This window comes from Micromonospora sp. WMMD975 (assembly GCF_029581215.1).
Taxonomy (GTDB): Bacteria; Actinomycetota; Actinomycetes; order Mycobacteriales; family Micromonosporaceae; genus Micromonospora.
Genome location: NZ_CP120739.1, coordinates 5,997,638 through 6,008,818 on the forward strand (window position 1 = coordinate 5,997,638; position 11,181 = coordinate 6,008,818).

Annotated in this window: 14 protein-coding genes and 3 tRNA genes; 8 read left to right on the forward strand and 9 right to left on the reverse strand. The window is 71.8% G+C overall.

Annotated features, from left to right (window positions below; genetic code table 11):
- Positions 1 to 69 precede the first annotated feature (69 nt).
- Complete coding sequence (locus O7613_RS26780; protein WP_281585625.1) at positions 70 to 909, forward strand: hypothetical protein; 840 nt, start codon at positions 70 to 72, stop codon at positions 907 to 909.
- 256 nt (positions 910 to 1,165) lie between these two features.
- The gene (locus O7613_RS26785) at positions 1,166 to 1,375 is read left to right on the forward strand and encodes a BldC family transcriptional regulator (RefSeq protein WP_007073996.1); all 210 of its coding nucleotides are present in this window, start codon (positions 1,166 to 1,168) and stop codon (positions 1,373 to 1,375) included.
- Positions 1,376 to 1,433: 58 nt separating this feature from the next.
- Here O7613_RS26785 and O7613_RS26790 read toward each other — a convergent pair whose 3' ends face one another.
- Positions 1,434 to 1,832: a PPOX class F420-dependent oxidoreductase gene (locus tag O7613_RS26790; protein ID WP_282290640.1), complete on the reverse strand. Its 399-nt coding sequence runs from the start codon at positions 1,830 to 1,832 to the stop codon at positions 1,434 to 1,436.
- 53 nt (positions 1,833 to 1,885) lie between these two features.
- On the opposite strand from O7613_RS26790, the gene O7613_RS26795 reads away from it, so the two are divergent.
- Positions 1,886 to 2,665: a class I SAM-dependent methyltransferase gene (locus O7613_RS26795; protein ID WP_282290642.1), complete on the forward strand. Its 780-nt coding sequence runs from the start codon at positions 1,886 to 1,888 to the stop codon at positions 2,663 to 2,665.
- Between the two features lie 52 nt (positions 2,666 to 2,717).
- On the opposite strand, the gene O7613_RS26800 is transcribed toward O7613_RS26795, so the two are convergent.
- Positions 2,718 to 3,005: a hypothetical protein gene (locus O7613_RS26800; RefSeq protein ID WP_013283434.1), complete on the reverse strand. Its 288-nt coding sequence runs from the start codon at positions 3,003 to 3,005 to the stop codon at positions 2,718 to 2,720.
- Positions 3,006 to 3,167: 162 nt separating this feature from the next.
- Here O7613_RS26800 and O7613_RS26805 point away from each other — a divergent pair, with 162 nt between their 5' ends.
- On the forward strand, positions 3,168 to 4,037 hold the full coding sequence (locus O7613_RS26805; protein WP_281585622.1) for a 3-hydroxyacyl-CoA dehydrogenase family protein: 870 nt from the start codon (positions 3,168 to 3,170) through the stop codon (positions 4,035 to 4,037).
- A gap of 266 nt (positions 4,038 to 4,303) precedes the next feature.
- Positions 4,304 to 5,047 carry an enoyl-CoA hydratase/isomerase family protein gene (locus O7613_RS26810; protein WP_282290644.1) on the forward strand — a complete coding sequence of 248 codons (744 nt, stop codon included), beginning with the start codon at positions 4,304 to 4,306 and terminating at the stop codon, positions 5,045 to 5,047.
- Between the two features lie 57 nt (positions 5,048 to 5,104).
- Here the strand turns inward: O7613_RS26810 and O7613_RS26815 are convergent, their stop codons facing one another.
- Complete coding sequence (locus O7613_RS26815; RefSeq protein ID WP_281585620.1) at positions 5,105 to 6,442, reverse strand: ABC transporter substrate-binding protein; 1,338 nt, start codon at positions 6,440 to 6,442, stop codon at positions 5,105 to 5,107.
- Between the two features lie 167 nt (positions 6,443 to 6,609).
- On the opposite strand from O7613_RS26815, the gene O7613_RS26820 reads away from it, so the two are divergent.
- Together O7613_RS26820 and O7613_RS26825 are read left to right on the forward strand one after the other, a co-directional pair.
- A complete protein-coding gene (locus O7613_RS26820) occupies positions 6,610 to 6,999 on the forward strand; it encodes a hypothetical protein (RefSeq protein WP_281585619.1) in 390 nt (129 codons plus the stop codon).
- Positions 7,000 to 7,032: 33 nt separating this feature from the next.
- On the forward strand, positions 7,033 to 7,740 hold the full coding sequence (locus O7613_RS26825; protein WP_282290646.1) for a DUF2786 domain-containing protein: 708 nt from the start codon (positions 7,033 to 7,035) through the stop codon (positions 7,738 to 7,740).
- Positions 7,741 to 7,767: 27 nt separating this feature from the next.
- On the opposite strand, the gene O7613_RS26830 is transcribed toward O7613_RS26825, so the two are convergent.
- Positions 7,768 to 8,283, reverse strand: a complete 516-nt coding sequence (locus O7613_RS26830; RefSeq protein ID WP_282290650.1) for an SRPBCC family protein — start codon at positions 8,281 to 8,283, stop codon at positions 7,768 to 7,770.
- Between the two features lie 280 nt (positions 8,284 to 8,563).
- On the opposite strand from O7613_RS26830, the gene O7613_RS26835 reads away from it, so the two are divergent.
- Positions 8,564 to 9,265 carry a hypothetical protein gene (locus tag O7613_RS26835; RefSeq protein WP_282290652.1) on the forward strand — a complete coding sequence of 234 codons (702 nt, stop codon included), beginning with the start codon at positions 8,564 to 8,566 and terminating at the stop codon, positions 9,263 to 9,265.
- A gap of 83 nt (positions 9,266 to 9,348) precedes the next feature.
- Here O7613_RS26835 and O7613_RS26840 read toward each other — a convergent pair whose 3' ends face one another.
- The 5 genes from O7613_RS26840 to O7613_RS26860 all read right to left on the reverse strand — a co-directional run bounded on the left by O7613_RS26840 (position 9,349) and on the right by O7613_RS26860 (position 11,170).
- A complete protein-coding gene (locus O7613_RS26840) occupies positions 9,349 to 9,786 on the reverse strand; it encodes a VOC family protein (protein ID WP_282290654.1) in 438 nt (145 codons plus the stop codon).
- Positions 9,787 to 9,894: 108 nt separating this feature from the next.
- Positions 9,895 to 9,968, reverse strand: a tRNA-Phe gene (locus O7613_RS26845).
- Positions 9,969 to 10,043: 75 nt separating this feature from the next.
- Positions 10,044 to 10,117, reverse strand: a tRNA-Asp gene (locus tag O7613_RS26850).
- 33 nt (positions 10,118 to 10,150) lie between these two features.
- A tRNA-Glu gene (locus tag O7613_RS26855) sits at positions 10,151 to 10,223 on the reverse strand.
- Positions 10,224 to 10,378: 155 nt separating this feature from the next.
- The gene (locus tag O7613_RS26860; RefSeq protein WP_282290656.1) at positions 10,379 to 11,170 is read right to left on the reverse strand and encodes a polysaccharide deacetylase family protein; all 792 of its coding nucleotides are present in this window, start codon (positions 11,168 to 11,170) and stop codon (positions 10,379 to 10,381) included.
- Positions 11,171 to 11,181 lie beyond the last annotated feature (11 nt).

Below are 11,181 nucleotides of genomic sequence, written 5' to 3' on the forward strand. Positions count from 1 at the left end.
TGTCGCCCACGTCACGGTGCCGGTGTGACGGTGGCGACGGGCGGTCCCGTCTCGTGGGAGGATCGCGCCGTGCCGTCGCTCTTCGCTTCATACCTGCGCGTGTACGAGCCGCTGACCGCCTTCGACCGGGATCGGCAGTCATACTGGCGCCGGTACGTCACCGAAGGTCGGGCGATCGCGCCGCTGGAGGGGCCGGGCCGGCAGCGGACCTCGGTGATCGAGGCGCTCGGCGCGGGCTGGACCCGGCTGCCCGAGCTGCCGGAGGAGGCGTACGTCCTGGAAGCCGACGACACGCTGCTGGTCTGCCCGTGGAACCTGCGGATCCGGGTCGCCGAGGCGGCGCTGAGCGCCCGCGACGGCGTGCCCTCGGTGCTCGCCGACGCGTTCGTGCCGCCGGTGCTCGCCGGGCAGGCCAAGGCCGTGGTGGAAGACTGGCGCAGCGGGGCGCGGGTGCTGGAGCACGGCGTGCCGCGCGTGCACGAACAGGTCGCCACCTGGGGGGTGCCGCTGCGGTGGTTCGTGCTCTTCGAGGCCGGGGAACGGCACCTGGTCACCGATGCGGGGCGGCGGGCGCTGCGCTACCGCACGGAGATCTCCAAGGCCCGTCGCCGTTCCTCCCGGGCGCTGTCCGTGCTGCGCAAGTCGGTCGGGGAGGCGCCGATCACCGAGGCGGTCGAGGAGGCCGCCCGCTGGCTGGAGGAGTTCCACCCGAGGTCGGTGGTGGAGCTGGACTACGGCGGTCTGGTGCAGCTGCTGCCGGACGAGACGCTTGCGGCCGACGACTCGACCGAGCTGGTCGCGGCGGGCCTGGCCGGGCTGTCCCGGGGCGAGGCCGAGGAAGCTTCGGCGGCGTACGACAAGCTGGTGGCCCGCTGGCGCGCGGTGCAACTTCTGGAGCGCTGCAATTGACGCCCGGTTCGTCCATTTTTGCAATGGCGGATCCGAAACTGTCTCGTAGTTGACGCATCACGAACCGTGATCATGAGTCCGAATAAGGTAGGTTCTGCGACATAAAAGTAGTAAAAATCGGGCATGCTTCATCCGTCCGTCTAGGGACCTTCAGCCGTTCGGCCCATGTCGGACATCGGGGACTAGCCGGACCATGGGAGACGCGTCGGCCGGCGGGACCCCGGCCGATGTCTATACATGTGGAGGAGTGACCCCGATGGCATCGCGAACGCACGAACCAGAGCCGCTACTGACACCGGCCGAGGTGGCGTCGATGTTCCGTGTCGACCCGAAGACGGTGACCCGGTGGGCAAAGGCTGGCAAGCTCAGCGCCATCCGGACCCTGGGCGGCCACCGTAGATACCGCGAGTCGGAGGTTCGAGCCCTACTTCAGGGGCAGATCCCCCAGCAGCGGCAGGGGGACTGACGACCCGGAGTTTTCCAGCTTTGCGATCGAGGGCGGTCGGCCGGACGGGCCACCGCCCTCAATCATGTCCGGAGGTCGCACCGTCGAGCACGATCCGCAACCCCACCGTGCCAGCCTCGCCCCGGCGCAGCCGGCTACCGAGCAACGTCATCCGCCCGATCAGCCGGTACTTGTGCTTGAGCAGCCCTCGCACCCGGCGGGTGTGCTCCGGGTCGTCGATCGTCGCGTGCCCCGCCACCGCCTCACCGCGCGGATTGCCGCGTACGTCGCACGGTGCCACCGTGACCCGGCCGTTGCGCCGGATCCGCTTCACCTTGCCGGAGTCGGACACCGTCCACACCGCGAGCGCGTCGCCGTCGCGCACCGCCCACACCGGCGTCGCCACCGCCCGCCCGTCCTTGCGGAACGTGGTGAGCAGCACGTACTTCTCCGCAGCCAGGCGGTCCAGGTCGGTCACGACGCCCAGGATACGGCCGCGACGGCGCCACCGAGCCCGGATAGCGTGCTCGCATGACCCCCGAACCAACGATCGGCGACGTGTTCGGCGAGCTGATCCGCGACGCGTACGCCGTGGCCACCGGGGTCGGCCCCCGGCCGATGGCCGGCGGACGCCTGCCGCGCCCGGTCATCGAGATCATCGAGCGGGACGACGGGCTGGTCAACGGCGCGCCCGCCGGGCACTACCTGGACCCGCCGCCGCAGTGGCAGCCGCACGACCACCGGGCGGTGGACCGGGTCCACGGGCACGTGCTCGACATCGGCGTGGGCGGCGGTCGGATCGCGCTGCACCTCCAGGAGCGCGGGGTGCCGGTCACCGGGCTGGACACCTCGCTCGGCGCGCTGCGGGTCAGCCGTCACCGGGGCGTACGCGAGCTGGTGCACGCCACCGTCGACGAGCACGCCGCCAGCGGTCGGCGCTACGACACGTTCCTGCTGCTCGGCAACAACCTCGGCCTGTTCGAGGGCCGCGAGCGGGCCCCGGTGCTGCTGGCCGCGCTCGCCGCGCTGGCCCGACCCGGGGCACGGGTGATCGCGCACGGCACCGACCCGTACGGCACCACCGATCCGGTGCACACCGGCTACCACGAGGCGAACCGGCGGCGGGGACGGCTGGGCGGGCAGCTACGGCTGCGGTTGCGCTACCGGCTGCTCGGCACCGACTGGTTCGACTACCTGGTCTGCTCGCCCACGGAGTTCGCCGAGCTGGTCCAGGACAGCCCGTGGCGACTGACCGACGTGGACGACACCGATCACCCCTACTATCTCGCCACGCTCGCGCTGAGAGGTTAGGAAGGGGCCCCTCCTATCGCGTAGGCGATAAGAAGGGCCCCCGCCTTACCTCTCAGACCTGGACGGTGGGCGTGGTCTGCTCGGGCGGCAGGCCGCCGTCGCCGTCGACCACCTCGTCCGGGGTGCCGTCCTCGTCGATGTCGACCATGGTGATGTCCACCTTGCCGTCGCCGTCGGTGTCGAACTGGAACAGGTCGGCCTTGCCGTCGCCGTCGGTGTCCACCACCCACACGTCGGTCTTGCCGTCGTTGTTGGTGTCCGCGCGAAGCAGGTCCACCCGCTCGTCACCGCGCGTCTCGACCGTCTCGGTGCTCTCCGCGCTCTCCGGTGCCTGGCTCATCTCGATCCTTCCTTCGGCGTTGACGGCGGTCTTTACCCCGTCCGCCCGCCCCCCACGCATGCCCGGCGGCCCCGCCGACGCATAGGGTCGCATCCAGGATCGAGCGAGCGGCCGGCCGGGCGGCGGAGACCCCGTGCGCCACCGCCGCGACGAGGGGACACGATGAGTGGTCGATTTGTGGTCGTCGGAGCCGGCACCATGGGCCTCGGCATCGCCTACGTGGCGGCCGGCGCCGGATACGCGGTCGAGCTGGTCGAGGTCGACCCGCAGCGGGGGGCGGACGCCGTCCGGCGGCTCGGCGAGCTGTGGGACCGCGCCGTCGCGCGCGGGAAGCTGACCGCCGAGGCGGCCACCGCCAACCGGGTGCGGGTGACGCCGCGTACCGGCCTGGCCGAGGTTGCCGACGGACCGGACGTGATCGTCGAGGCGGTGCCCGAGCGGCTCGACCTCAAGCGGACGGTGCTCCGGGAGGCCGAGGGCCGCCGACCGGCGCTGCTGGGCAGCAACACGTCGAGCATCCCGATCGCCGAGCTGGCCGCCGGGCTGGACCGTCCGGGGGACTTCCTCGGGCTGCACTTCTTCAACCCGGTCTGGGCGATGGCGCTGCTCGAGGTCGTGGTCGGCCCGGCCACCGCGCCGGAGACCACCGCGGCGGCCGTCACGCTCGCGGCCCGGCTGGGCAAGGACCCCGTCGTGGTACGCGACATGCCCGGCTTCGCCACCTCCCGGCTCGGTGTCACGCTCGGCCTGGAGGCGATCCGGATGGTGGCCGACGGGGTGGCCGACCCGGCCGACATCGACAAGGCGATGGTGCTCGGCTACCGGCACCCGGTCGGCCCGCTGGAGCTGACCGACCTGGTCGGGCTGGACGTCCGGCTCGACATCGCCCGCACCCTCCAGGCCGCGTACGGTGACCGGTTCGCGCCGCCGCCGCTGCTTGCCGAGATGGTCGCCGCCGGCAAGCTGGGCAAGAAGTCCGGGCAGGGCTTCTACACCTGGGAAGGCGGCGTTCGACGTGAGCGCGAGGAGTGAGCTTGCGAGCCCCGCAGTCGCGAACGAAAGGCAAGCACGGTGAGCGCGAGGAGTGAGCTTGCGAGCGCCGCAGTCGCGAACGAAAGGCAAGCACGGTGAGCGCGAGGAGTGAGCTTGCGAGCCCCGCAGTCGCGAACGAAAGGCAAGCACGGTGAGCGCGAGGAGTGAGCTTGCGAGCCCCGCAGTCGCGAACGAAAGGCAAGCACGGTGAGCGCGAGGAGTGAGCTTGCGAGCCCCGCAGTCGCGAACGAAAGGCTGGCACAGCAATGAGTGGGCTGCGGATCGAGAAACTGGCGGACCGGCTCGTGGTCACGCTCGACCGGCCGGAGAAGCGCAACGCGATCGACGCCGACCTGGTCGGTGAACTGCACGACGTCTGCGCCGAACTGGAGGCCCGCCCCCGGCTGATGCTGCTCACCGGCGGGACGGACGGCATCTTCGCCGGTGGCGCCGACATCGCGCAGCTCCGCGAACGCGGTCGGCTGGACGCGCTGGCCGCCATCAACCAGGGCGTGTTCGCCCGGATCCGGGCGCTGCCGCTGCCCACCGTGGCGGCGGTCGACGGCCCGGCGCTCGGCGGCGGCGCCGAGCTGGCGTACGCCTGCGATCTTCGGGTGTGCACGGAGCGTGCGGTCTTCGGCCAGCCCGAGGTGCGGTTGGGCATCCTGGCCGGCGCCGGCGCGACCTACCGGTTGCCGGCGCTGATCGGCGAGGCCCGGGCCAAGGAAATGCTCTTCACCGGCCGGCGGGTGGGGGCGGACGAGGCGCTGCGGATCGGCCTGGTGAACCGGGTGGTGCCGGCGCCGGCGGAGCTGCTGCCCGCCGCCCACAACCTGCTCGACGAGATCGGCAAGGGCTCCGCGCTGGCCCTGCGGCTGACCAAGCTGGCGGTGGACGCGCCACCGGCCGCGCACCCGCAGCTCGACCTGCTGAGCCAGGCGGTGCTCTTCGAGGACGAGGAGAAGCATCGGCGGATGACCGACTTCCTGGAGCGGCGCCGGGCACGCTGAGGCGCCACGGCGAGGGCCGCACCGGATCCACCGGTGCGGCCCTCGATGCCTGGCGGCTCAGTTCCGGATCTGGACCCCGGCGTCGGCCAGTGCGGTGATCGCCCCCGCCGACTCGCCGAACCCGATCACCAGCACCGCCTCCGGCCCGAAGCTCTTGATGTCCTGGGCGATGCCGGTGAAGTCGACGGGCGTGTTCGGGTCGGCCGGCGGCATGTAGGTGAGCAGCTTGACCCGGTCCGCGCCCACCCCGGCCTTCTCCAGCTCGGACCGGACGTTCTCCTGGAGGCCCTCGCCGTAGGAGTCCTTCCGGGCCAGGAGCACGATCTTGCGGGGCCCGTCCCGCAGCATCACGTCGGCGAGCGCCCGGCCCTGGAGGCTGTCCGGCGGCGCGGTGCGGAAGTAGAGGCCCTTGTCGTCGATGGTGCTCAACCCGGCGTCGGTGTTCGACGGGGAGAAGAGGATCCGTCCGGCCGCCACCACGTCCGGCAGCACCTCGCGGGAGATGCCGGACGCGCCGGCGCCGATGATCACCGAGACGCCCTCGCTGACGTGCGAGGCCACCGTCGCCTTCGCCACCGCCGGGTTGGTGCCGTCGTCGCCCGCGATGAACCTGACCGGCTCGCCGAGCACCCCGCCGCCGGCGTTGACCTCGTTGATCGCGAGCGTGACCCCGGCGGCCATCGGCGGGTACGCCAGTGCCAGGTCACCGGTCTTCGGCAGCAGGCCGCCGATGAGCAGCGGCGCGTCCTTCGCCTTCCCGCCGCGGGGCTTGCGACCGCGCGGTGGGGTCTTGGTGCTCACCCCGGACTCTTCGCCGGCGCCGACGAACTCGGTCTTCGCGTCGTCGAGTTTCTGGTTGTCGAAGTGCAGCGTGCCGTAGCTCGCGGTGGCCGGCTCGCCGGTGTCGGTGAATCCGGCCCGGTTCAGCGACACACCCCGGTATTCCAGGTCCTGGCCGGCGCGGGCCAGCTGGAGGCAGGACTTCACGGTGTCGCAGATCTGGCCGCCGGTGGTCACCCCGACGATCTGCTTGGCGATCTCGGCCGGCGCGGTGGTGCCGGCCACCTGGGCGGCCAGGGCGCTGATCACCACGGCGTCGTAGGACTCGGCGGAGTAGAGGTAGTCGGTCAACTTCGGATCGACGTTGCGTAGCCGTTCCTTGAAGCTCTCCGGCAACGGTGTCAGGGGGGTGGTGCCCTTCATCCCGTTGAGAAGATTTGCCCGGTCCTTGAGTTCCGCGGCGAAGGAGTTCTGCATATTGCCGTCGGTGCCGTAGAGGCGGACCTGGGTGGTGGCCGCGTCCTTCGGCTCGTCACTCCCGCAGGCGCTGGTAGCGAGCAGGAGCGCCGCGCAGGCCATGGACAGGGCCGCGCGCGACGTGCGATTTCCAAGCATGGTCGTCCTTCCTCCGGCGAAGGTCCGCTGCGCACATTAGCGTGCCCGCGCAGCACGCGGGACCGTGGACCTGGCTCCGTCGGCACCTCGACTGCGGGAATGACTCTGCGTGATCGTCGACCCGTTTCCGGGTCACCGGTTTGCCCTCCGGCGTTACTGTTCCGCAGGTGACCGACGACGCACAGCAGACGCTCGACGACGCGACCGCCGTGCTCCGTTCGGCGTTGGCCGGCGACGGCGACGGCGTGGTCGGCGCCTTCGACGCGGTGGTGGACCGCCGCGGGCTGGCCGGTGCGTACGGGGTGGCCTGGTGCCTGGCCGCCACCATGCTCGGCGACGACGCTCCCGGTGGCGCCGCCGCCCTCGACTTCCCCGGCATCGACCAGGCCGACTACGACACCCGCTGGGTGGCCCGCTTCGTCAGCGCGTACGCCAACGACGACGCCGACACCGGTGAGGCGCTGTTCGGCGCGGCGGCGGCCGACGGGCTGCTGCCCGCCTGCCTGCTCACGCTCGCCGGCTCGACCATCGCCACGCTGCGCAGCCGGGAGGGCTGACACCGCGCCCCCGCGTTGTGATACCTCTGACTGATGTCCCAGGCGATGCTCGGCAAGGTGCGCAAGCTGCTCGCCCAGGCCGAGGACCCGGCCTGCACGCCCGCCGAGTCGGCCACCTTCATGGCCAAGGCCACCGAGCTGATCGCCCGGTACGGCGTCGACCGCGCGCTGCTCGCCGCCCGCGAGCCGGCCGTCGATCCGATCGGGGACCGCACGGTCGAGGTGGTCGCGCCGTACGCGCGGGACAAGGCCGGTCTGCTCGCCGCCGTCGCGGACCCGCTGCGGTGCCGCTGCGTACGCCGACGGCAGGGCGACAGCTACGTGATGCACCTGTTCGGCTTCGCCAGCGACCTGGAACGGGTCGAGTTGCTCTTCACCTCGCTGCTGGTGCAGGCGGCACACGGATTGGCCGGGACGGTGGTGCCGGTCGGGGAGCATCCGGCCGCGTTCCGGCGCAGTTGGCTCGCCGGCTTCGCCCAGGTCGTCGCCGAGCGGCTGCGGGCGGCCGAGGCCGGGGCGGTCGCCGAGGCCGGGGCGCCCTCGGTGGCGCTGGTGCTGGCCGACCGCTCCGACCGTGTCCAACGCCGCCTCGCCGAGGTGTACCCGCGACTGCGTACCGCCCCGCGCCGCCGGCTCGCCGGGGGCGGCTTCGCTCCCGGCGCCGCCGCCGGTCGTCGCGCCGACCTGGGCGGCAGCGGTCTGACCGGCGCCGGCGCGAGCCCCGGGATAGCCGGCGGCTGACCGGTCCGGCGGCGTCCCGCCCGGCGCTCAGACGGTGGTACGGGCGACCGTCGCCAGATAGCGGCAGAGCAGTTCGTGCCAGCCGGCGGTGAGCACCTCCCGGTAGTCCTCGGCGGCCGTGCCGTGCCGGTCGAAGTAGCGGTGCTCGACGTCCACCCGGGTCGACTCGGGGCCTTCGGGGTGGAAGAGCACCTCCACCTCACTGGCCCGGGCCGGATCCGGCAGCGGCACCCGGTCCGGCCCGATCTGCCAGGTGAACACCAGTCGCCGGGGCGGATCCCAGGTAAGCACGCGACCCCAGTCGTTGCGGAAGCCGTACGGGCCGATCTCGTAGAGCATCCCGCCGGCCCGTGGCTCCATGCCGAGCGCGGCCAGTGCCTCCGGCCCGGACCAGGTGTATTCGCGTACCCACCAGTCGGCAAGCGCGCCGGTGAAAACGGCGTACGCCTGCTCGGCGGGCGCCGGGACGAGGAGGCTGCTGCGGAGGGAGAAGCGGTCGGATTCCTGCCAGACCTCATCCGGATCGGCCATCTCCTGTCCCATAAGCCCGGACCATACCGGCTGATGTCTCGCTGTGCAGCTTCGGTTTCGCCCGCTTTCGGACAACGGGGACCCGCCGTCCCGACAACGGAAGCGGTCGCACCGGCGGTCACCAGGGGACACGTGACTCATGGATGCCGTACCGGAAATCGGGTAACCGCCGCTGACCCGAACTGGCCGATGGGGGAGCGGGAGCATGAGCGACAGCGGCGCCGCCTAGCGGAAGCCCGAACAACCGACCTCCCGGGGTACGGCCGAAGCGGAGCCGGACGTCCTGCTCGACGTGCCGGAACTGTCGGTTGACGAGATCCGGCTGGCGGTGGACGGGCTCGACGCGGACCTCTCGTTGCGCGCCCGGCTGGCCAATTTGCTCCAGATCGACGCCGGCGTCCGGGTGCACCTGGAGGGCGTCGAGCTGGACATCGCCGGCGTCCGGGCCGAGGCCCTGCTGAAGGTACGGCTGGAGAAGCTGGTGCAGATCCTGGACCGGGCCCTGGCGACGATCGACCGCAATCCCGAGCTGATCGACGCGCTGGCCCGGTCCGCCGGGGCCGTCGTCGACGACGTGCACCGGACGGCCGGCCAGGTCGCGGCGCCGGTCGTGGACCGGACCGGACGGCGGGTGGTCGGGGCCGGTGAGCTGGTGGACCGGCCCCTCGCGGCGGCGGCCGGCGACACCGAGCCCCGCCCACCGTCCCGGACCGCCCGGGGCGAACCTTCCGAAGGAGGGCGGAAGCAGTCGGCCGAGGCAGGCGGCGACGCCGAACCGGGTGGCGACAGCGGGTCGGGTGACAGTGCCGGCTTGGGTGGTGAGGCCGGGCCGGGTGCTGGCGCCGCATCGGGTGGGACAGTACAGCCTCCCGGAGCCGGGGCGGCGCAGTTGGCCGGGCAGGCCGGGCAGACACTGCGGCAGGCCGGCCGGAGCGTCTGGGAGGCGATCCAGAGCGGCATGGCTCAGCACCGTCAGCAGCGCCCGGGCCGGTGAACGCCGCAGAGCGCCAGATCTTGGAGAGAAACGGCCCCTGGAGGGGCCCGGAGCTTCCAAGATCCACCCTGGATGCAGGCGGTCTAGAGAACGTCGAACTCGTTGCCCTCGGGGTCGGCCATCGTCACGTGGTCAGGCGTCCCGTCCGGTCCGTCGACCCGGAGCACGGTCCCGCCCGCCGCCACCAGCTTGTCGACCGCCGCCCGGACCCGCGGCCAGCGGACCTCGAACGGCTCCTGCCGGCCGCCGCCGACGTGGACGTCGAAGTGCATGCGGTTCTTGACCACCTTCGGCTCCGGCACCCGCAGGAACGACACCCCGGGCCGGACGCCGTCCGGGTCCTCGATGAAGGCGCCGTCGTCCCACTCGTCCTCGGGGATCTCGAAGTGGGCCTGCCACGCCTCCCAGGAGGCGAACCCGGCCGGCGGGGCGGCCGGGACGTACCCCAGCGCGAGGCACCAGAACGCCGCCAACTCGCGCGGACTCGCGCAGTCGACGGTCAACGACCACTGCTCGGACACCGCCACACCGTAGACCCTCCGAGGTCCCGCCGAAAGCCGAGGCGAAAAGCAGAACGCCGACCGGCGTTTCCACTGGTCGGCGTTCCTGTAGCCCGGCGAAAGGCTATGTGGCCAGGGGCGGGGTCGAACCGCCGACCTTCCGATTTTCAGTCGGACGCTCGTACCAACTGAGCTACCTGGCCGTGGTGCTCGGCACATGCTACCGCACGGCCGATACGCAGAACGCCGCGCAATGATGTGCGCGGCGTCAGCGCTTGCGGTCCTGACGGGACTTGAACCCGCGACCTCCGCCTTGACAGGGCGGCGAGCACTCCAACTGCTCCACAGGACCTGGCTGGTGTTGCCTCCGGCGTGAGCCGGATCGTGCCCCCAACGGGATTCGAACCCGTGCTACCGCCTTGAAAGGGCGGCGTCCTGGGCCGCTAGACGATGAGGGCGGCCCCGCCATCATTGCACACTCGCAACATCAAGCGGACTTGCTCCCATCCGGCCCCGCCGGAGGCATGAAGAGCATATGTCATGCCTCCTCCGCCGGCCAAACCGGTATGGCCGCGGGCACATCACCGGGCAGAGCCGCAGCTCAGCGGCGGTGTTACCGCAGTCGGGCGATCCCGTACCGCCGCTTGAGATCCGGGATCAGGTGCCGGCAGGCGGCCATCGTCTGGGTCCGGTCGCCGCCCGCGTCGTGCATCAACACGACCGAACCGTGGTGGGTGGAGGACTTCACCCGCTTGATGATCTTCTGCGCCGGTGGGTGGTCCCAGTCCTGCGGGTCGACGCTCCAGTGCAACGGGCGCAGCCCCAGCTGGTCGGCGACGGCGAGTTCCTCGGCGGTCCACCGGCCGCCGGGCTGGCGGAACCAGGTGATCTGCGCCTTCGGGGCCGCCTCGCGGATGACCCGGTTCGTTCGCTCCAGGTCGGCCCGGATCTCCGCGACCGGGCGCCGGCCGAGGTCGAGGTCGTGCCGCCAGCTGTGGTTGCAGATTTGGTGACCCTCCCGGACGATCTGGGCCACCAGTTCCGGGTAATGCTTGGCCTGCCTGCCGACCAGGCAGAACGTCGCGGTGACGTGAGCCGCCCGGAGCTGGGCCAGGATCTGCGGGGTGTAGCGGGGGTCCGGCCCGTCGTCGAAGGTGAGCGCCACCCCGGGGCTGCCACTGCGCCGGTGCAGGCCGGCCGGGAGCTTCTTGGGCAGCGGTCGCAGCTTCGGCTTCGGTGATGGGGTGGTGCGGGTCGGCCGAGGTGTCGGACTGGACGTCGGCTTCGGCGTGGACGTGGCGGAGGGCGAGGCGGCGACCTTCTCCGGGGTCTTGCCCGAACCGCCGCAGCCGGCGACGAAAAGTACCAGGCCGAGGGCGAACGCCAGCACGGTGCGTGGACGCATCTGTCGCTCCC